At 73.8% G+C, this 23,292-nt stretch carries 3 protein-coding genes; 1 reads left to right on the top strand and 2 read right to left on the bottom strand.

Going from position 1 to position 23,292, the window contains the following annotated elements; all coding sequences use genetic code 11:
• Window positions 1–413: 413 nt before the first annotated feature.
• Together AB0C22_RS26345 and AB0C22_RS26340 are read right to left on the bottom strand one after the other, a co-directional pair.
• Window positions 414–929, bottom strand: coding sequence for a flavin reductase family protein (locus tag AB0C22_RS26345; protein ID WP_219463566.1), 516 nt, complete (start codon window positions 927–929; stop codon window positions 414–416).
• Entirely contained in the window at window positions 926–2,101 is a 1,176-nt protein-coding gene (locus AB0C22_RS26340) for a glycosyltransferase family 2 protein (RefSeq protein WP_357537647.1), read from the bottom strand. The genes AB0C22_RS26345 and AB0C22_RS26340 overlap by 4 nt, the downstream gene beginning before the upstream one ends.
• Here AB0C22_RS26340 and AB0C22_RS26335 point away from each other — a divergent pair.
• Window positions 2,091–23,291, top strand: coding sequence for a non-ribosomal peptide synthase/polyketide synthase (locus AB0C22_RS26335; RefSeq protein ID WP_357537645.1), 21,201 nt, complete (start codon window positions 2,091–2,093; stop codon window positions 23,289–23,291). The genes AB0C22_RS26340 and AB0C22_RS26335 overlap by 11 nt on opposite strands.
• The last annotated feature ends 1 nt before the right edge of the window (window position 23,292 follow it).

Here is a 23,292-nt window from a genome sequence, read left to right as displayed (position 1 = left end):
CCGCCGCTGGTCGTCTCGGCACCCACACCGTTTGAAGATCACACCTGACCTCGCCATGACCGGGCCCTTTCGATGGAGTCACCTCTCCACCGACGCCGACCCACCTGCCGGTACGGGCCCGTCGACCGGCGCGCGCCACCTGTGACTTCCGACGGTCCACCCACCGGCGGGGCGGCGGCCAACACGGGAGCTGGTGGTGACTCTCGTCGAAGGCCGGAGGCAAGGCGTGCCGTGGGGCAGCGGTACCGCCAGAGACAGGATCCGGCGATCTTGAGTCCAGCAGACTGCACGACGCCCTCGAAGTTGGTGTACCGGGTCGTGTTGGTGCTGGGCGCTGCCCGCTTCGGTCTACTCGGGCCGCCGAGGGCGGTTCAGGCCGGCTGTATCGCCCACGCTTCGCTCGGGCCACAGGATCATCGGGTGACGTCGGTATGGAAGCGGCCGCGGTAGTAGACCAGCGGGTCGTCGCTGCCGGTGTAGTCCAGGGCGACCACCCGGCCGATGACGATGGTGTGGTCGCCGCCGGGCAGGACGTTGGTCACCTCGCAGTCGATCCAGGCTATGGCGTCGGTGAGCCGGGGCGAGCCTGTGATGGTGGCCAGGGCCCAGTCGGTGGTGCCGAACTTGTCGGCCTCGGGGGTGCCGAAGGTGCGGCACGTGTCGATCTGGTGCCCGCCGAGGATGCTGGCGCAGAACGCGCCCGAGCGGGCGATTCGCGGCCAGCTGCGCGAGGTGTTGGCCACCGAGAATGTCACCAGCGGCGGGTCCAGGGAGAGCGCGGCGAAGGACTGGCAGGCGAAACCGGCCGGGCCCTGGTGGTAGCCGGCGATCACCGCGACGCCGGTGCAGTAGTGACCGAGGGTGGCGCGGAAGTCGGACGAGGCGACGGCGGGCGCGATCGGGCTGCGCAGCGGACTGGTGCCGGTCATCGGTTGCCTCCGTCGATCAGGCGGCGCACGATGCGGTGCCGGCCGCTGTCGTGGACCCGCAGGAAGGTTTGCAGTCGTGCGGCGTGGCTGGCGCTGCTGACCTGGAGCGGCAGGTAAACGGTGCCATCCGGGTCGATGCTGAGCTCGCGGTACATCGGTGTCGCCGGTTCGCGGACGAACTCGGTCACCCGGGCCAGCACCGCACCGGCCGAGACCTCGGCGGGGAAGACCAACTCGCCGGCCTGCGCCTTGGACTCGTAGAAGCGCAGCATCTGCTTCGCGAACGCGGCCCGCAGCTCGTGCTGGATCTCCGGGGTGCGGACCCGGGCCAGCAGCGCCTCCGGTTTGGTGGTGCGGCCCAGCTTGATGCGGTGCCGGACGTCCATGGTCTTGCGTCGGGACGAGTCGGACAGGTACATCAGTACCGTCCGGTCGGACACCGTGGTAAAGCGTTCGCCCTGGTCGGCCATCCGCAGCCAGAGATCCCAGTCCTCCATGCCGGTGTGCTCGGTGGTCCAGCCGCCGGCCGCCTCGGCCAGCCCGCGTACGTGCCCGACGCGGGACGGCTCGTACAGCGCCCAGAGCAGCTGCAGATCCGGGTGCCACACGTGGTTCAGCAGGTCGGAGCGGTACTGCTCCTCGTCCTGGCCGTTCATCCCGATGCTGGCGGTGACCACCAGCCGCGCGCCACGGTGGAACTCCCGGCGCAGCACCGCCAGATGGTCCGGCAGCCAGCGGTCGTCACTGTCCAGATAGGCGATGTACGGGGCGGCCGCCGCGGCCAGGCCGATGTTGCGGGGCCCGCCGGGGTGGCCATGCCGCTCGGTGCGGATCAACCGCACGCGGGAGTCGGCGTAGGAGAGGACCACCTCGTCGGTGTCGTCGGTGCTGCCGTCCGAAACGACAAGCAGCCGCCAATCCGTCATGTTCTGCGCCACGACGCTATCGATGGTGTTCTTGATGGCCACGGATCGGTTGAAGGCCGGGCAGACGATATCGATGGTCGCAGGCAACGAAACCTCACAGACATCGGACGGGTTTCGGCCGACGCTGAGGTGAGCGTCTATGCCTGCTCTATGTGGCGGCCATATAGGCCCCGGGTAGTGCGACGGCCGAGCTTCTGCGGAGTAGCCGTGAACCCTCCCATGGAGCGTGAGTCGATTGGCAGTCACCGAGGTCCCCAGCCTGCAAGCCGTCCGGCTGCCCGTCACCGCTGCCCAGCTCGGCGTCTGGGTGGGTCAGCGGCTCCAGCCGGACAGCCCGATGTATCAGTGCGCCGCGCGCTACGACGGCGACGGGCCGATCGACGAGCGGCTGCTGGCCGCTGCGGTCGACCGGGCGGTCGGGGAGGCCGAGGCGCTGCGCGCGGTCTTCGGCGACGACGGCGAGGTGCACCAGCTGATCCGCCCACGGGTCGAGGCCGGCCTAGACGTGCTAGATCTGCGAGATGAGCCGGACCCGGCCTCCGCGGCGATCGAATGGATGGATAACGACCGGGCGACCGCGGCCGACCTGACCACCGGCCCACTCTTCCACCACGCGCTGCTGCGCCTCGGCGACACCCGCTGGGTGTTCTACCTGCGGTACCACCACATCCTGCTGGACGGCTACGGACAGAGCCAGTACGTAGCTCGGCTCGCCGAGATCTACACGGCGCTGGCGTCCGGCGCCGGCGCCGGCGAGCCCAAGTGGGACGGCCTCGGCACCGTCACCGGCGAGGAGGCCGCCTATCCGGGGTCGGACCAGTATCACCGGGATCGGCGGTACTGGCTGGACCGGTACGCGGAGGAGACCGCCGGCCAGGCCCTCGCCGAGCGTTCCGCGGCCCCGGCGTCGGACGCCCTGCGCAGCCGGACCACGCTCGACGGACCCCTGGTCGCCGCACTCAGCGCGGTCGAGCGCTGGCCGGTCGTCATGACCGCCGCGACCGCCGTCTACCAGCACCGTCTGCTCTCCGAGTCGGACATCGTGATCGGCCTGCCGGTCGCCGCCCGCCGCACCCCGGCCGCGCTGCGCACCCCGGCCATGCTCGCCAACGACGTGTCGCTGCGGCTGACGGTCACCGCTCAGGACAGCTTCGCCGAGGTGGTGAGCCAGGTCCGCGAGCGTCTCGGCGAGGCGCTACGCGCACAGCGGTTCCGCCGTGAGGAGATGCACACCGAGCTGCGCCGGGCCGGCACCACCGGCACCCTGTACGGCCTGCTCGTCAACGCGATGGCGTTCGGCGCCCGGGTTAGCTTCGGCGACACCGTGGCGACCGGCGTTCAGCTGGCCAACGGGCCGGTCAACGACCTGATGCTGCAGAGCTTCGGCGACCCGGCGTCGGACGACGTGCAGCTGGAGTTCGCAGGCAACCCGCGCTCCTACCGCTACACCGACGTGATGGCGCACCAGCGCCGCTTCCTCACCCTGCTCGCCTCGCTGGCCGCCCGGCCGGACGCGCCCATCGGCACGGCCGATCTGCTCGACGACGACACCCGTACCGTTCTGCTCCGGCTCGGCCGTGGCCCGGGCGGCCCGGTGCCGGCCGGCCTGGTCGAACGCTTCGAGCGGCAGGTGGCGGCCACCCCTGACGCCCTTGCGGTTCGTGGTGAGCAGGCCCTGACCTATGCCGCCCTCGACGAGCGGGCCAACCGGATCGCGCACGCCCTGATGCGGCACGGCGCCGGCCCGGAGCGTCTGGTGGCGGTCGCCCTGCCTCGGTCCGCCGACCTGCTGGCCGCCCTGCTCGGCGTGCTCAAGACGGGCGCTGCCTACCTGCCGCTCGATCCGGAGCACCCGGCCGACCGGATCGCCGGGGTGCTGGCCGACGCCCGACCGGCCCTGCTGCTGACCGACGACGCGACCTGCCCCGCGTCAGCCGGTGACACCCCGGTGATGCTGCTGTCCGACGTGCCGGCCGACCCGGCCGGGAGCCCGGGCGTGCCGCAGACGCCGGAGAGCCTCGCCTACGTCATCTACACCTCCGGCTCCACCGGCCGGCCCAAGGGCGTCGCGATCAGCCGGTCCAACCTGGCCAACTTCCTGCAGGCGATGGTCGTCCGCTTCCCGCTGGCCGGCGCCGACGTGGTCCTGGCGCTCACCACGATCAGCTTCGATATCGCCGTACTGGAGCTGTTCCTGCCGCTGCTGTCGGGTGCCTCGACCGCCATCGCCACTCGTGACCAGGTCCTCGACACCGGCGAACTGCGTGCCCTTATCGCCCGGGAGCGGGTGACCGTCATGCAGGCCACGCCGAGCCTGTGGGACATGTTCCTGGCCGGCGGCGGCGACGACCTGGCCAGGCTACGCGTGCTGGCCGGCGGCGAGGCGCTGCCCGACGACCTGGCCGCCCGGCTGTTCGCCGCGGCAGGCGATGTTACGAACGTCTACGGCCCGACGGAGACCACCGTCTGGGCCACCGCCGGCGCGGTCCGGGGCAGCACCGTCGACCTGGGGAAGCCGATCCTCAACACCCAGGTCCACGTGCTCGACGCGGCCCTGCAACCGGTGCCGCCCGGCCACGCCGGCGAGCTCTACATCGGCGGCGGCAACGTGGGCCGCGGCTACCTGGGCCGGCCGGGGCTGACCGCCGAGCGGTTCGTGGCCAACCCCTACGGAACCGGCCGCCTCTACCGCACCGGCGACCTGGTGCGGGTCGGCGACGACGGCCGGTTGTTCTTCGTCTCCCGCGTCGACCACCAGGTCAAGGTCCGCGGTCACCGGATCGAGCTCGGCGAGATCGAAGCCGTGCTCGCCGCGCACCCGGCCGTGGAGCGCGCCGCCGTGATCGTGCGCGAGGACTCGCCCGGCGACAAGCGGGTCGTCGCCTACGTGGTCGGCACCGACGCGGACCTGACCCGCCACATCGCTGACCGGCTGCCCGAATACATGGTCCCGGCGGCGATCGTGGCCCTCGACGTACTGCCGCTGACCCCGAACGGCAAGCTCGACCGGCGCGCCCTGCCCGCGCCCGTGCGCACCGGGACGGCCGGTAGCCGGGCGCCGCGTACCGAGTTGGAGGCGCTCCTCTGCCGGATCTTCGCCGAGGTGCTGGAGAGTGGCCTGGTCGGCATCGACGACGACTTCTTCGCCCTCGGCGGGCACTCCCTGCTCGCCACCCGGGTGGTCGCCGCCGCTCGCCGGGCCGGCGTGGACGTGCCCATCCGGCAGCTGTTCCGGCTGCGTACGGTGGCTCGGCTGGTCGGCGTCTGCACCGCGGTGCACACCGCGGAGACCGAGCTGCCCGCGCCGCTGCCGGCCGGCGAACTGGAAGCGGTTCTGGCCGAGCCGGGCGTCGCGGAGGTGCTGCCGCTGACGCCGCTGCAGGAGGGGCTACTGGCCCGCAGCGCGTACGCCGAGGACGACGTCTACGTGATGCGGATCCACCTCGACTTGGCCGGCGACGTCGATCCGGCCGCGCTGCGCCGGGCGCTGGCCGCAGTCCTCGCCCGGCATCCGGTCCTGCGCTCGGCCGTACGCCATGAGGGTTTGAGCCGGCCCGTGCTGGCCGTGCACACCGCTCCGGGGGTGCCCTGGGACGACGAGCCGGGCGGGCCGATCGACGTGACCGTCGCGCCGCTGCTGCGAGCCGCTCTGGAGGCGCTGCCGGAGGGCGGTCGTCGACTGACGATCACCTGTCACCACATGGTCCTCGACGGCTGGTCGGTGCCGGTGCTGCTGCGCGAGTTGCTCCAGGCGTACCACGGGGAACTTCCCGCAGCCGGCCCGCGGCCCTACCGGGACTACCTGGCGTGGCTGGCCGGCCGGGATCGGCGGTCCTCGCTGCAGGCGTGGACGACCGCGCTGGCCGGCGCCGAGCCGACCCGGGTCGCCGCGCCGCACACCCCGCGGCGCCCGGAGCGGCTGACCGCCGCCCTGGACGCCGCGCAGACCGCCCGCCTGGCCGCCCGCGCTCGGGCCGCCGGCGTCACCGTGAACGCGTTCGTGCGGGCGGCCTGGGCGGCCGTAGTCGGCCGGCTCACTGGCCGGAGCGACGTCGTCGTCGGCGTTACTGTCGCGGGCCGCCCGGCCGAGCTGATCGGCGTCGAGGAGATGGCCGGCCTGTTCATCAACACGGTGCCGTTGCGCGCCGTCGTCGGGCCGGAGCACACCCTGGAAAGCCTGGCCCGGGACATCCAGGACCGGCAGTCGGACCTGTTGGAGCACCAGTACCTGCCGCTGATCGACGTGCAGCGGGCCACCTCCGGCGGCGCCGACCTGTTCGACACCATCCTGATCTTCGAGAACTTCCCGGCCGATCCCGCCGCGGTGGCGGCCGCCGGTCACGACCTGCGGATTCTTGACGCCGGCGTGGACGACGCCACGCACTACCCGCTCGCCCTGTACGCCTTCCCCGGCGACGAGCTGCGTCTGCGCCTGGACTACCAGCCGGTCACCGGACTGCTGGCCGGCCACGCGCTGGACTGGCTGCTTACCCTGCTGCGGGCCGTCGCCGACGACCCCACCCGAACCCTCGGCGCGGTCGCGCTCGAGAGCGGCCCGGCCGCGCTCGCCGGACCGGCCGGGGAGCTGCCGGCCGGCGACACCGTGCAGTGGTTCGCCGAGCAGGCCCGACGGACCCCGGACGGGATCGCGCTGGTCGCCACGGACGCGACGCTCACCTACCGGGAACTCCACGACCGTGCCGACGCGCTGGCCGCGCGCCTGGTGGCGGCCGGCGTCGAGCCCGGTGAGTTCGTCGCGATCGCCCTGCCCCGCACGGCCGACCTGCTGGTGTCGGTGCTGGCGGTGCTGCGCTGCGGCGCCGCCTACGTCCCGATCGACACCGGGTTCCCGGCCGACCGCGCCGACTACATGCTCGCCGATGCCGGGCCGGTCCTGCTGTTGACCGACCGTACGGTCGAGCTGGACCACCCGGTCACCCGCCTCTACGTCGAGGACACCACGGTCACCGGCACCGCCCCGGTGCGGGTCGACGTGCCCGGCGGAGCCGCAGCGTACATGATCTACACCTCCGGCTCGACCGGGAAGCCGAAGGGCGTGGTCGTCCCGCGCGCGGCGATGGACAACTTCCTGATCGCGATGATCGACCGGACCAGCCTGGCCGCCGGCGACTACCTGCTCGCGGTCACCACCGTCGGGTTCGACATCGCGGTCCTCGAACTGTTCCTGCCGCTGCTCGTCGGCGCCACCGTCGTCCTCGCCCCGCGCGACGTCGTGACCGACCCGGTCGCGCTCTGCGCCGCCCTGCGCCGGCCCCGCCGCTCCGGATCGGCCCTGCTCGTGCAGGCCACCCCCAACCTGTGGCGGGCCGTGGCCGAGGAGGACCCGGCGGCGCTGCAGGGGCTGCGGGTCCTGGTCGGGGGCGAGGCGCTGCCGCCGGACCTGGCGGCCGTGCTGGCCGGCGCGGCTGACGTGGTGCTCAACATGTACGGCCCGACCGAGACCACCGTCTGGTCGACCGTCGGCGTCGTCACCGACCACCGGCCGGACATCGGCACGCCGGTTCTCAACACCGTCGCCCGGGTGCTCGACACCGCGCTGCGCCCGGTCCCGCCCGGCGTCCCGGGCGAGCTCTACCTCGGCGGGGACGGGTTGGCCCGCGGCTACCACGGCCGGGCCGGGCTCACCGCGGAGAGGTTCGTCGCCGCGCCGGACGACCCGCCCGGCGCTCGCATGTACCGCACCGGAGACCTGGTCCAGCGTCGTCCCGACGGCCGCCTGGACTTCCTCGGCCGGGTCGACGACCAGGTCAAGCTGCGTGGCTTCCGGATCGAGCTGGGCGAGGTGGCGGCCGCGCTGGCGACCCACCCGGTCGTGGTCCGCGCGGTCGCGGTGGTCCGCGAGGACCGGGCCGGTGACCGCAAGCTCGTCGCCTACGTCGTGGGCGCCCACGCGGCGATCGATCCGGACGCGCTGCGCGAGCACGCCGCGGCCACCCTCCCGGAGTACATGGTGCCCGCGGTGGTGGTGCCGCTCGACGAGATCCCGCTGACCCCGAACCGCAAGGTCGACAAGCGGGCGCTGCCCGCCCCGCCGCAGCGGGCCGAATCGGCCGGGCGTGCCCCGCACAACCCGCGCGAGCAGCTGCTCTGCGACCTTTACGCCGAGGTGCTCGGTCTGCCGCGGGTCGGTGTCGACGATGACTTCTTCGCGCTCGGCGGGGACAGTGTGCTCTGCTTCCGGCTGCTCAGCCGGGCCCGGGTCCGGGGTGTCACGTTCGCCATCCGAGACGTCTTCGAGCGCCGTACGGTGGCCGCGCTGGCCTCGGTCACCCGTGACCGCGGGACGGCGCCGGAGTCACCCGCGGTGGCCGCCCCGCGCGCCGAGCACGCCGAGCTGCTGGCCCGGCCCGGGGTCGCCGACGTGCTGCCGCTCGCGCCGATCCAGCAGGGGCTGCTATTCCACAGCTCCTACGACGGCGGTACGCGTGACCCGTACCTGATCCAGATCGTGCTGCACGTCGCCGGGCTGATCGACGCGGCGCGGCTGCGAGCCGCCTGCTCGTCGCTGCTGGACCGGCACCCCGTGCTGCGCACCGGGTTCGTCTCCACCGGGCTGCCCGAGCCGGCCCAGGTGGTGCACGAGTCGGCCGCCCTGCCGTGGAGCGAGATCACCGACCTGGACGCGTTCCTCGACCACGATCGGGCCGAGCGGTTCGATCTGGCGAACCCGCCGCTGATCCGGGTCGGTCTGGCCGAGCGGGCGATCGTCCTCACCCTGCACCACCTCGTGGCCGACGGCTGGTCCCTGCCGATTCTGGTCCGGGAGCTTCTCCAGCTGTACGGCGGCGCCACCGAACTGCCGGTCCGCCGGCCCTACCGCGATTACCTCGACTGGCTGGCCACCCGGGACGAAGGCTCGGCCCGGGTGTGGCAGCGGGCCCTGGCCGGCGTGGAGCGGCCGACGCTGCTCGGGACCGGCACCCCCGCGGCGGCCGACAGCGAGCCGATCCGCCTGGACCGCGAGCTGACGGCGGCCGAGACGCGGGCACTGGTCCGGGCCGCGCACGAGGCCCGGGTTCCGCTCAACACCCTGGTGCAGGCGGCGTGGGCGCTCGCCCTGAGCCGGCTGACCGGCCGTGACGACGTGGTCTTCGGCATCACCGTCGCCGGGCGGCCGGCCGATCTGGCCGGTGCCGAGGACATGGTCGGCCTCTTCATCAACACGGTGCCGTTCGCCGTCCGCCTGGACCCGGCCGAGCCGGTCACCGCCCTGCTCGGTCGCCTGGCCGGGGAGCAGGCCAGGCTGCTGGACCACCAGCACGTCGCGCTCACCACCATTCAGCGTGACCGCAGGCTCGGCGAGCTCTTCGATACCGCAGTCATCTTCGAGAACTTCCCGTTCGAGCAGGACGCCCTCGACGACCTGGCCGCCACCACCGGGCTGCGCCTGATCGACGCCCGGGTCACCGACGCCAGCCACTACGCGCTCGGCCTGATGGCGATGCCCGGCGAGCGGCTCCGGTTCCGGCTGCACCACCAGTCCGCGCAGATCGACCGGGACACCGCGGCCCGCGTCACCGAGCTGTTCCTGCGGGCCCTGCGCGCCTTCAGTTCGGCGCCGGACCGCGCCGTCGGCCGGCTCGACCTGATCAGCGACGAGGACCGCGACCGGGTGCTGACCCGCTGGAACGGCACCCTTCCGGAGCGGCCCCGCACCAGCCTGCCGCAGCTCTTTGCCGAGCAGGTCGCGGCTGGCCCGGACCGTCCCGCGGTCGGTTCCGGCGGCGCCGTGCTCACCTACCGGCAGCTCGACGCCCGGGTCCGGGAACTGGCGGCCGGACTTCAGGCCCGCGGCACCGGACCGGAGTCGCTGGTCGCGGTCCTGCTGCCGCGCGGCATCGACTTGGTCGCGACGCTCCTGGCGGTGCACCACGCGGGTGCCGCGTATCTGCCCCTCGACCCGGACTATCCGGCCGACCGCATCGACCGGATCCTCACCGAGGCCCGCCCGGCCCTGGTGATCCGCCCCGCGGACCTGCCCGGCCTGGCCACCGGCTCGACGGCCGTCCCGGCCCCGAATCCGGGCCCCGAGCAGGCCGCCTACGTCATCTTCACGTCCGGCTCGACCGGCGTGCCGAAGGGCGTGGTGGTGCCGCACGACGCGCTCGCCGCGCACCTGCTGCGCATCCGCGAGGCGTACCCGGAGGTCGGCGGTACCAGCCTGGTGCACTCCTCACCGGCCTTCGACCTGACCGTCACCGGGCTGTTCGGCCCGCTGGTGACCGGTGGCTGCGTGCAGCTCGACGAGCTCGCCGACGCGGCCGAGCGGCCGACCTTCCTCAAGGGCACCCCGAGCCACCTGCCGGTCCTGGTCAACCAGCGGATCGACGTGTCGCCCACCGGGCTGCTGATGCTCGGTGGCGAGCAGCTCACCGCCGAAGGGCTGCACGAGTGGCGGGAGGCTCACCCGGACGTCACAGTGATCAACTCGTATGGCCCGACCGAGACCACGGTGAACTGCATCGACCACCGGGTGGAACCGGGCGAACAGCTGCCGCCCGGGCCGCTGCCGATCGGCCGCCCGTTCGCCCACACCCGCGCGTACGTGCTGGACAGTGGCCTGTGCCCGGTCCCGGTCGGCGCTGTCGGCGAACTGTACGTGGCCGGCGCCGGGGTGGCCCGCGGCTACTTGAACGCGCCGCGCGCCACCGCCGAGCGGTTCGTACCCAGCCCGTACGACGCGCCCGGCACCCGGATGTACCGCACCGGCGACCTGGTCCGCTGGACGCCGGAGGGACTCCTGGTCTACCTCGGTCGCTCGGACGAGCAGATCAAGATCCGTGGACACCGGATCGAGCTCGGGGAGATCGAGGCGGCGCTCGGCCGTCAGCCCGGCGTGACCCGCGCGGTCGCCGCCGTCCGCGACGGCCGGCTGGTGGGCTACCTGGTGGGGGTCGCCGAGCACGACACCGTCCGGGCCGCCCTGCGTGCCACCCTGCCGGAGCACTTCGTACCGTCGGCGCTGGTCTCCCTCACCAACCTGCCGACCACCGCGAACGGCAAGGTCGACCGGGCCGCCCTGCCGGCGCCCGACTTCACCGCGGCGGCGTCCGGGCGAGCCCCGGCCACCCCCGGCGAGCAGCGCCTGTGCCGGCTGATCGGCGAGGTCCTCGGACGCGACGACGTCGGACCCGACCAGGACTTCTTCACCCTGGGTGGGGACAGCATCATGTCGATGCAGCTGGTCGGTCGGGCTCGCACGGCCGGTCTGCACTTCACCGCCCGGCAGGTGTTCGAGCACCGTACGGCGGCCGCCCTGCTCGCCGTCGCCGCGGAGGCGGCCGCCCCCTTCACCGAGCCGGTCGCCGCCGCCTTCGGGCGGATGCCGGCCACCCCGATCATGCGGCGGCTGGCCGAACGCGGGGGCCGGACCAGTCGCTACCACCAATCCGTCGTGGTGACCGTCCCGCCGACCGACGCGGCCCGGCTGACCGCCGCCCTGCAGGCCGTGCTCGACCACCACCACGCGCTGCGGCTGCGGCTGCTCGACGACACCGAACTGGAGATCACCCCGCCCGGCTCGGTGGACGTCACCACCTGCCTGCGCCGGATCGCTGGCCCGGGCGCCGACGCGGAGCTGACTGCGGCCGGTGAAATCGCCCGCGACGAGCTGGACCCGGCATCCGGAGTGATCGTCCGGGCCGTCTGGTTCGACGCCGGCAACGCTCCGGGACGACTGCTGCTGGTCGTTCACCACCTGGCCGTCGACGGCGTGTCCTGGCGGATCCTCCTGCCCGACCTGGCGGCGGCCTGGCGGGACCCGGACGCCCCGCTCGACCCGGCGTCCACCTCGTTCCGGACCTGGGCGGCGCGCTCGACGCGGCTGCCGGCCGTGGGCGCCGCGCCGTGGCTGGCACTGCTCGACGACGAGCCCGGGCTCGCCGTCGACCCGGGCCGCACCGACCCCGGCACCGTGGCCGGCGCCGGTCGGCTTACCCGCAGGCTGTCCACCGCCACGACTCTGCCCCTGCTCACCACGATCCCGGCCGCGGTGCACGGCGACGTCGACGACGTGCTGCTGACCGCCCTGGCCGTGGCGGTCTCGGCCTGGCGCGGCGACGACGACGGCGTGCTGGTCGACACCGAGCGCCATGGCCGTGCCGACTGGCTGGTGCCGGGCACCGACCTGTCCCGTACGGTCGGCTGGTTCACCGGTGTGCAGCCGGTCCGGCTGCGGCTGGGCGCGGCCCGGGCCACCGACGTGCTCGCCGGCCGCGGCGGCCACGGCCTACTCAAGACGGTCAAGGAGCAGCTGCGGGCGGCCGGGGAACAAGATCTCGCGTACGGGGTCACGCGTTACCTCGACCCGGTCACCGCGCCGGAGTTCGCTGATCGCGGCCACCCCGGGCTCGCCTTCAACTACCTGGGCCGGCTCACCACCGGCGAGGCCGGAGAGTTCGCCCTGGATGCGCATCCGGGCGCGCCCGACGACCCGGAACGCGCCCTCGGGCACCTGGTCGAGCTGAACGCCGCCACCCACGAGGGCCCGGACGGCCCCGAACTCGTCGCGACCTGGACCTGGGCCGGCGCGGCGCTCGACGACGAGCGGATGGAACGACTCGCCGACCTGTGGTTCACCGCGCTCCGGGCGCTCGCCGCGGCCCCGCCGCGGGCCGGGCACACCCCATCCGACCTGCTCGTCCGGCTGACCCAGGCGGAGATCGACGAGCTGGAGGCGGCGGGCGACGTCGCGGCGCTGCTACCGCTCGCCCCGCTGCAGGAGGGCCTGGTCTTCCACAGCGCCCACCAGGAGGGGGAGCGCGACCCGTACCTCACCCAGCTCGTCGCCGATATCGACGGGGACCTGGACGTGGCGCGGCTGCGGACGGCCGCGACCGAGGTGGTGCGGCGGCACACCGCCCTGCGCTCCGGATTTCGGCTCACCGTCAAGGGCACCACGGTGCAGGTCGTGCTGGCCGACCCGCCGCTGGACTTCAGCGTGCACACCGGCTCACCGGACGCGGTGCTGGCCGCCGAACGGGACCGGCGCTTCGACCTGGGCCGGCCGCCGCTGATCCGATTCACGCTGATCAGTCTGGCGCAGGGGCGGTGGCGGCTGGCGATCACCGGTCACCACGCGGTACGCGACGGCTGGTCGGTGCCGATCATCGTGCGCGAGCTGCTCGCCCTCTACCGCGGTGAACCGCTGGCGGCGCCGCGGCCGTACGCGATTCAGCTCGCCTGGTTGGCCGGGCGGGACCGGCCCGCCGCCCTGGCCGCCTGGCGCACCGCCCTCGACGGGCTCGAGGATCCGACGCTCGTCGCCGCCGCGCCCGGCGTCGCCGAACCGGCCCGCATCGACGTCTCCTACGCCGGGCCGGTCCCGCTGGACGTCACCTCGCGCGCCCTGGGCGTCACCCCCGGCACCGTGCTGCAGACCGTCTGGCTGCTGCTGCTGGCCCGGCTCACCGGCCGGGACGACGTGGTCACCGGTATGACGGTGGCCGGTCGCCCGCCGGAGCTGCCCGGCGTGGACGAGATGGTCGGCCTGTTCATCAACACCCTGCCGCTGCGTGCCCGCCTCGACGCCGGGGAGAGCCTCGCCGCGTTCGCCCGCCGGCTGCAGCGCGAGCAGGTCACCCTGCTGGAGCACCAGCACCTCGGCCTGGCCGAGATCCAGCGGGCGGCCGGGGCCGACGAGCTGTTCGACACGGCCATGGTGTTCGAGAACTACCCGTTCGACCCGGAGGCGATCCGGGCGTACGCCCGCGGCGCCGGCCTGGAGATCGGCGACATCGCCCACCACTCGGCGCCGCACTACGCCCTCGCGCTGGAGGCCGCGCCCCGGCTCGGTGGCGGACTTGACCTCCGCCTGCACCACCGGCCGGACGTGGTGCCGGCCGAGCGGGCCGCTCTGGTCGCCCGCTGGCTTGGCGAACTGCTCGACGTCGTCGCCCTGGCCCCGGAGACGCCGGTCGGCGCGGTCGGCCTGGTCGGGCGGGACGATCCCCGCCAGCAGGGCCGGCCGGTCCCGGAGGCCACCGGACTGTGGCCGGTGGAGTTCCTGGCCCAGGCCCGCCGGACGCCGGACGCCCCGGCGCTGGCCTTCGAGGGCGTCGAGGTCACCTTCGGTGAACTGGCCGGGCGCGCCACGGCCTGGGCCGGAGCGCTGGCAGCAGCCGGCGCCGGCCCCGAGCGCCGGGTGGCCGTCCTGCTGCCGCGGTCGATCGAGCTGATCACCGCCATGCACGCGGTGGTCCTGGCCGGGGCGGCATTCGTGCCGGTCGACCCGGAGTACCCGGCCGAGCGGATCGCCTACATCCTGCGGGACGCGGCGCCGGATGTGGTGATCACCGAGAAGAGCATCGCGGGCCTGGACGCGAGTTCCGCCCCGTGGACCGAGCCCGGCCTGCGAGCCGATCATCCTGCGTACGTCATCTACACCTCCGGCTCCACGGGGCGCCCGAAGGGCGTGGTGGTCTCGCATCGCGGCATCGACTCCCTGGTCGAGGCGCAACGCGAGCGATTCGACGTGCGGCCGGACAGCCGGGTGCTGCAGTTCGCCTCGCCCAGCTTCGACGCCGCCGTCTCCGAGGTGGCCGTCACGCTCCTCTCCGGAGCCTGCCTGGTGGTCGCGCCGAAGGCCCGGCTGCTGCCGAAGGCACCCCTGGTCGACCTGATCACCGCCCAGCGGGTCAGTCACGTCACCCTGCCACCGGTGCTCCTGGCCGAGCTGGACCCGGACTCGCTGCCCGGCGTCCGTTCGCTCGCGGTGGCCGGTGAGCACTGCCCGGGCGGCATCGTCGCCCAGTGGTCGTCCGGCCGTCGCATGATCAACGCGTACGGGCCGACCGAGACGACGGTCTGCGCCACCATGAGCACGCCGCTGGCCGGCCCGGACACGCCGACCATCGGCGGGCCGATCGTCAACGCCCGGGTCTACCTGCTCGACCCGCACCTGCAGCCGGTGCCGCCCGGCGTGGTCGGTGACCTTTACGTCTCCGGCCACGGCCTGGCCCGTGGCTACCACGGCCGCTCCGCGCTGACCTCGGAAAGGTTCGTCGCCGACCCGGCCGGTCCGCCCGGCGCCCGGATGTACCGCACCGGCGACGTGGCGGTCTGGACCGGCCACGGCGAGCTGGAGTTCCGCGGGCGCAGCGACGACCAGGTGAAGCTGCGTGGCCACCGGATCGAGCTGGGTGAGGTCGAGGCCCTGATGGCCGGGCATCCCGGGGTGACCGCCGCAGTCGCGGTGGTGCGCGAGGACCGGCTCGGCGACCGGCACCTGGTCGGTTACGTGACCGGCACGGCCGAACCGGCGGCCGTACACGAGCACGTCGCCGCCGGCGTTCCCGACTACATGGTCCCGGCCGTGGTGATGGTCCTCGACCAGCTCCCCGTCACCCCGAACGGCAAGGTGGACCGGAAGGCGTTGCCCTCGCCGGTGCTGGCCGGCCCGGCCGGCACCGGCCGGGAACCGGCCACCCCGCGCGAGGCGCTGCTCTGCGACGCCTTCGCCGAGGTGCTCGGCGTGCCGCGAGTCGGACCCGACGAGAGTTTCTTCGCGCTCGGCGGCCACTCGCTGACCGCCACCCGGCTGGTCGCCCGGATCCGGGTGCTGTTCGGCGTCGAGGTCACCGTCCGGCAGCTCTTCGAGACGCCGACCGCGTCCGGGATCGCGACCCTACTGGACGGCGCCGCGACCGGCCGGCCCCCGGTCGGCCTGCGGACCCGGCCGGACCGGCTGCCGCTCTCCGCGGCCCAGCGTCGCCTCTGGTTCCTGCACCAGATGGAGGGCCCCAGCCCGGCCTACAACATCGCCGCCGCCCTGCGCCTGCACGGCGACCTCGACGTCGCCGCGCTGCGTCAGGCGGTGACCGACCTGGTCGAGCGGCACGAGACGCTGCGGACCGTGCTGGCCGACGACACCGACGGGCCGTACCAGATCCTCGTGGACCGGCCGACGCCGTTCGAGACGGGCGAGGTGAGCCCGGCCGACCTTCCGGCCGTGCTCGCCGAGGCCGCCGCGTACCGGTTCGACCTGTCCGCCGAGACGCCGCTGCGGGTCTCGCTGTTCCGGACCGGCGACCGGGAGCACGTCCTGCTCCTGCTGTTGCACCACGTGGCCGGTGACGCCGGCTCGGTCCAGCCGCTCGCCGCCGACCTGGCCACCGCCTACACCGGCCGCACCCGCGGCGGTGAGCCAGACTGGGCGCCGCTGCCGGTCCAGTACGCCGACTACGTGCTCTGGCAGCTGGAGATGACCAGTGAAGCCGACGACCAGCTTGACTACTGGCGGTCGGCGCTGGCCGGGCTGCCAGACGAGCTGGCCCTGCCGGTCGACCGGCCGCGCCCGTCCGGCAGCGCCGGCCGAGGTGGCCGGGCCGAGTTCACCCTCCCCGCCGACCTGCACGAGCGGCTGCGTGGCGCCGCACGGGCGCTGCGGGCCACGCCGTTCATGGTGGTGCAGGCGGCGCTGGCGGTGACGTTGTCGCGGCTGGGAGCCGGGGCTGACGTGCCGATCGGTACGCCGGTGGCCGGTCGGGTGGACGAGGCGCTAGCCGAGGTGGTCGGGTTCTTCGTCAACACGTTGGTGTTGCGGACCGACGTCTCCGGTGATCCGAGTTTCGCCGAGTTGGTCGGCCGGGTCCGGGAGACCGATCTTGCCGCGTACGAGCATCAGGACGTCCCGTTCGAGCGGCTCGTCGAGGCGCTGCGCCCGGCCCGGGTCACCGGACGCCACCCGCTCGTCCAGACCGTTCTCGACTGGAGTGACGGGCAGCCGGCCGCGCTCGCCGCCCTCGGCGCGATGCCCGGCCTGGCCGTCACGCCGGTGACCGTCGATCTGCGGACCGCCAAGTTCGACCTGGTCTTCCACCTCACCGCAGGCGACGCCGGGGAGGTGGCCGGGGTCCTGGAGTACAGCGCCGAGATGTTCGACCCGGACACCGCCGCCCGGCTCGCCGCCCGGCTGATCCGGGTCTTGGACGCGGCCCTGACCCGCCCCGAGGAGCCGATCAGCCGCATCGACCTGCTCGACGCGCAGGAGCGTGCTTGCATCCTCGGATCGTGGAGCCGGCCCGCCCCGGAACAGCCGGTCCCGGCCGGCGCCCAGCGGAACCTGGTGCGCGAGTTCGAGGCGGCGGCGCGACGGCACCCGGACGCGGTCGCGGTGACCGGCGAGGACGGCGAGTTGACGTACGCGGAACTGGACGCCGCCGCGAACCGGCTGGCCCACCTGTTCGCCCGGCACGGGGCCGGCCCCGAGCGCTTTGTCGCGCTGGCCCTGCCGCGCCGTACCGAGCTGGTCGTCGCCATCCTGGCGGTGCTCAAGTCCGGCGCCGCCTACCTGCCGATCGACCCCGGTTACCCGGCCGACCGCATTGCGTTCATGCTGGCCGACGCGCAGCCGGCGCTGATCGTCGGCACCGCCGGCGTTCGGTCCCGCATCGACGCCGGGGACGTGCGGTGGGTGCTGCTCGACGACGTGGACCTGACCGGGCTGCCGGACACCCCGCCGGTGACTGAGCCGGCCGCCGAACACCCGGCGTACGTCATCTACACCTCCGGCTCCACCGGCACCCCCAAGGGCGTGGCGGTCACCCACGCCAACGTGCTGCGGCTGTTCCGGCAGACCGCGCACTGGTTCGGCTTCGACGAGACGCACACCTGGACGCTGTTCCACTCGTACGCGTTCGACTTCTCGGTCTGGGAGCTGTGGGGCCCGCTGCTGCACGGCGGCCGCCTCGTCGTGGTTCCGTACGACACCAGCCGGAGCCCGGCGGACTTCCTCGACCTGCTCAGCCGGGAACGGGTCACCGTGCTCAACCAGACCCCGTCCGCCTTCTACCAGCTGATGCAGGCTGACCGGGAGGTCGGCGGCGCCGATCTCGCGCTGCGCTACGTGATCTTCGGTGGGGAGGCGCTCGACCTCGGCCGTCTCTCCGGCTGGTACGAACGGCACGCGGACGACGCGCCGGTACTGGTCAACATGTACGGCATCACGGAGACCACGGTCCACGTGACCTACCAGCCGCTGACCGAGCGCACCGCGGCCGAGCAGGCGGCCAGCCTGATCGGCGTCGGCATCCCGGACCTCGGCATGTACGTCCTCGACGAGGGACTGCAGCCGGTGCCGGCCGGGGTCGCCGGCGAGATGTACGTCTCCGGCGCCGGCCTGGCCCGCGGATACCTCAACCGCCCGGGCCTGTCCGCGATCCGGTTCGTCGCCGACCCGTTCGGTGCCCCCGGCACCCGGATGTACCGCACCGGCGACCTGGCCCGCTGGCGGGCCGACGGCACGCTGGAGTATCTCGGCCGGATCGACGACCAGGTGAAGATCCGCGGTTTCCGGATCGAGCTCGGCGAGATCCAGACGGTGCTGGCCGCCCAGCCCGGTGTCGCCCAAGCCGTAGTCGTCGTCCGCGAGGACCAGCCCGGCGACCAGCGCCTGGTCGCCTACCTGGTCGGCGAGTGCGACACGGACCAGCTGCGGCACGCTCTCGGCGAGGCGCTGCCGGACTACATGGTCCCCTCCGCCTTCGTGGAGCTGAGCGCCATCCCGCTCACCTCCAACGGCAAGCTCGACCGGCGGGCGCTGCCGGCGCCGGTGCACGTCTCCACCGCGACCCGCCGCGAACCCCGCACGCCGCGCGAGCGGCTGCTCGCCGAGGCGTTCGCCGAGATCCTCGGCGTGCCCTCGGTCGGGGCCGAGGACGACTTCTTCGCCCTCGGCGGGCACTCGCTGTCGGCCACCCGCCTGGTCGCCCGGATCCGGGCCGTCCTCGGCGTCGAGGTCAGCGTGCGGCAACTGTTCGAGGAGCCGACCGTGGCCGGCCTGGACGCCGTGCTGGGCGGCGCGGCCCGGACCACCCGGCCGCCGGTCACCCCGGCCGAGCGCCCGGACCGGCTGCCGCTCTCCGCCGCGCAGCGGCGGCTGTGGCTGATGCACGAGCTGGGCGGCCCGGACGCCACCTATAACATTCCGGTGCTGCTGCGCCTGGGCGGCGACCTCGACGTCGCCGCCCTGACCGCGGCCCTCGCCGACGTGGTGTCCCGCCACGAGAGCCTGCGCACCCTGGTGGCCGGCTCCGGCGACGACGCCTACCAGGTGGTGGTGCCGGCCGAAGCGGCCCGGCCCGCGCTGCCAGTGGTGCCCGTCGCGGCCCTGCGGGAGGCGGCGGCCGAGCCGTTCGACCTGACCACCGACCTGCCGATCCGGGCCCGGTTGGGGCGGGCTGGGGAGCGCGACCACCAGCTGCTCGTGGTGGTGCACCACATCGCCGGCGACGGCGCGTCCATGCCGGTGCTGGCCCGGGACCTGGTGACCGCGTACACCGCGCGGCTGGCCGGCCGGGCGCCCGGGTGGGCGGCGCTGACGGTGCAGTACGCCGACTACGCGCTCTGGCAGCGAGCGGTCGCCGGCGACGAGGAGGAGCAGCTCGACTACTGGCGGTCGGCGCTGGCCGGGCTGCCGGACGAGCTGGCCCTGCCGGTCGACCGATCCCGGCCGCTCGACGGGCCGCAGCGGGCCGGAAGGAGCACGTTCACCCTGCCGGCCGGGGTGCACGACCGGATCGCCGGCCTGGCCGCCCGGCTCGGCGCCACGCCGTTCATGGTGGTGCAGGCGGCGCTGGCGGTGACGTTGTCGCGGCTGGGAGCCGGGGCTGACGTGCCGATCGGTACGCCGGTGGCCGGTCGGGTGGACGAGGCGCTGGCCGAGGTGGTCGGGTTCTTCGTCAACACGTTGGTGTTGCGGACCGACGTCTCCGGTGATCCGAGTTTCGCCGAGTTGGTCGGCCGGGTCCGGGAGACCGATCTTGCCGCGTACGAGCATCAGGACGTCCCGTTCGAGCGGCTCGTCGAGGCGCTGCGCCCGGCCCGGGTCACCGGACGCCACCCGCTCGTCCAGACCGTTCTGACGGTGGACACCGCGGGAGCCGAGGCCGCCGAAGCGGTCGCCGAGCTGCCCGGCCTCGTCGTCACCACCGATCACGTCGGGCCGCAGCACGTCAAGTTCGACCTGATGGTCACCCTGGTCGGTGAGACCGGTGCGGTCGAGTACAGCGCCGACCTCTTCGACGTCACGACCGTCGAGACGCTGACGCAGCGCTTCCTCGGTGTCCTCGAGCAGGCGACCCGCCGGCCCGACGCGGCGATCTCCGGCCTGGAGACGCTTGTCGGCGGCGAGCGCGACCGGTTGCTGGTCGGCCTGCTGGACACCGGGCAGCCGACCTTGAGCGGGTCGATCCCGGACCTCTTCGCCGCACAGGTCCGGGCCACGCCGGCGATGCCCGCCGTGCGGTTCGGCGAGCGGGTCCTCACGTACGCCGAGCTCGACGCCGCCACGAATCGCCTCGCCCACCGCCTGATCGCCTGCGGCGTGACCACGGAGACCCGGGTCGGTGTGCTGATGGAACGCTCCCTCGACCTGATCGTGACCCTGCTGGCGATCCTCAAGGCCGGTGGCGTCTACGTGCCGCTCAGCCCCACCTACCCGGACGACCGGCTCGCCGCGCTGCTCGACCGGCAGGTGGAGGCCCCGTTCCTGGTCACCGACCGGCCCGGCCGGGCCCGGGCGGAGAGCCTGGGCGTCGCGGCGGCGGTGATGACGATCGACGAGACCGGCTGGACCGGTGGCGACGCGAGCCCGACCGGTGTGGTGGTGGCGCCGCTGCAGCTGGCGTACGTCATGTTCACCTCCGGCTCGACCGGGGAGCCCAAGGGGGTGGCCGTCCAGCAGTGCGATGTCGCCACCCTGGCCGGTGACCGGCTCTGGGACGACGTGCTGGACCGGGTGCCGCTGCACTCGCCACACGCCTGGGACGGCTCGGTCCTGGAACTCTGGGTGCCGCTGCTGCGCGGCGGCTGCGTGGTCGTCGCCCCGCCCGGTGACCTGGACGTCGCGGCCCTGCGCGAGCTGATCGAGGGCAACGACATCACCTCGCTGTTCATGACGTCCGGACTGGTCCGCGTCATGGCGCAGGAGGCGCCGGAGGCGTTCCGCCGGGTCCGCCAGCTCAGCGCCGGCGGCGACGTGACCACCCCGGGCTCGGTCCGGCAGCTACACAAGCACGCGCCCGGCTGCCGCGTCGTCAACGGCTACGGCCCGACCGAGACGACCGTGTTCGCGCTGGTCTACCGGGCCGATCCGGAGACCGAGCGGGAGTGGGCGACCACCGTGCCGATCGGCCGGTCCCTGGACAACCTGCGCCACTACGTGCTCGACGACCGCCTGCGGCTGGTGCCGCCCGGCACCACCGGTGAGCTCTACCTTGCCGGGGACGGCCTGGCCCGCGGTTACTGGGACCGGCCCGGTTTCACCGCGGAACGGTTCGTGGTCGACCCGTACGGCGCGCCCGGCGCCCGGATGTACCGCACCGGCGACCTGGCCCGATGGACCCGCGACGAACAGATCGACTTCGTCGGCCGCATCGACGACCAGGTGAAGCTGCGCGGGTTCCGGATCGAGCTGGGTGAGGTGGAGGCCGCGGTGGCCGGTGCCGGTGGTGTCGGCACCTCGACCGTCCTGCTGCGCGAGGACCGGCCGGGAGAGAAGCGCCTGGTCGCGTACGTCGTCCCGGTCGACGGCTACGACACCGAACGGGCCCGGGAGCACCTGCGCGCGGTCCTGCCCGACTACGCCGTACCGGTCCTGGTCGAGTTGCCGGAACTGCCGCTCACCGGGCTCGGTAAGGTCGACCGGCGGGCACTGCCGGCACCGGTGTTCACCACCGGCGAGACGGCCCGGGCGCCGCGCTCCTCGGTCGAGCGGATCCTCACCGAGCTCTTCGCCGAGGTGCTCCGGCTCCCCGAGGTCGGCCCCGACGACGCGTTCTTCGACCTCGGTGGCGACAGCATCATGGCCATCCAGCTGGTCAGCCGGGCCACCCGGGCCGGGCTGCGGATCACCGCGGCCGACGTGTTCCGGCATCGCACTGTCGCCGATCTGGCCACGGTGGCCGGCACGGACGACGGCGAGCCGGACACCCCGGATGTCGGCGTCGGCGACGTCGTGCCGTCGCCGATGATGCACTGGCTCGCCGACCGGGCCGCGCCGCTGGAGGCGTTCAACCAGTCCACGCTGGTGCGGTCGCCGGCCGGACTCGACCTGGCCACCCTGCACGCTCTGCTGCAGGCGGTCCTGGACCGGCACGACAGCCTGCGGATGCGGGTGGACGCCGTCGATCCGGGGGACGCCACCACCTGGCGCTGCGAGGTGCCCGATCCGGGCTCGGTGCGGGCCGAGGGGTGCGTACACCGCGTCGACGCCTCCGGCCTGGACGACGACGAGCTGTCCGCCGCCGTCGACCGGGAGGGCCGTGCCGCGGTCGGCAGGCTGCGCCCCGCCGACGGGGTGATGCTGCAGGTTGCCTGGCTGGACCGGGCTGACCGGCCCGGCGTGCTGGTCCTGGCGGTGAACCACCTCGCCGTGGACGGCGTCTCCTGGCGGATCCTGATGCCCGACCTGCTGGAGGCGTGGCAGGCCGTGCAGGCCGGTCGGGAGGTGTCGCTGGCCCCGGTGCCGGCCTCGCTGCGCCGCTGGTCGCACGCGCTGGCCGCGGAGGCCATCAGTCCGTCCCGGACCGCCGAGCTCACGCACTGGACCGGGGTGCTCTCCGGCGACCGGCGCGGAATCGGCCGGCGTCCGCTGAGCCGGGCCGACACCTACGCCACGGCCGGGCGGCTGACCCGTACCGTCCCCTCGGAGCTCACCCGGACCCTGCTCACCACCGTGCCGGCCGCGGTCGGCGCGGGCGTGGACGACGTGCTGCTCACCGCGCTCACGGTGGCGGTGGCGCGGTGGCGCGGGGACGGCCCGGTGGTGATCGACCTGGAGGGGCACGGCCGCACCGGCGGCCCGGGCGGCGGCATCGACTTGTCCCGGACCATCGGCTGGCTGACCGCGATGCACCCGGTCGCCCTGGACCCGCGCGGCTTCGACACCGCCGCCGCGCTGGCCGGCGGACCCGCCGCGGGCGCCCTGCTCAAGGCGGTCAAGGAACAGCTGCTGGCGGTCCCCGACAAGGGCATCGGCTACGGCCTGCTGCGCCACCTGAACCCGGCCACCCGCAGCGCGCTGGCCGGGCTCGGCGAGGCCGACCTCGGCTTCAATTACCTGGGCCGCTTCGTCACCGCCGAGACCGTCGACTGGGCGGTGGCCGATGGTCTGCCCCGTCCGCCGGGCGAGGACCCGTCCACTCCGCTGCCGCACGTGCTCGAGCTCAACGCGGGCACCTCGGAGACCGCGGACGGGTCGGTCCTGAGCGTCACCTTCACCTGGGCCGGCGATTTGCTCACCGAAGCGGAGACGGCCGCGCTCGCCGACCTCTGGATCAGCGCTCTGGGCGGTCTCGCGGCCTGGGCGCAGCGGCCCGACGCCGGCGGTCTCACCCCGCATGACGTGGGCCTTATAGGCCTGACACAGAACGAGATCGAAGAGTTCGAATCAGCATTCGACTCGGATTTGGAGTAGT

Origin of the sequence: Micromonospora sp. NPDC048894 (genome assembly GCF_040649765.1) — a bacterium.
Taxonomy (GTDB): domain Bacteria; phylum Actinomycetota; class Actinomycetes; order Mycobacteriales; family Micromonosporaceae; genus Micromonospora; species Micromonospora antibiotica.
The sequence above is the reverse complement of the archived record's forward strand: the minus strand, read 5'-3'. Positions and strand labels throughout refer to the sequence as shown.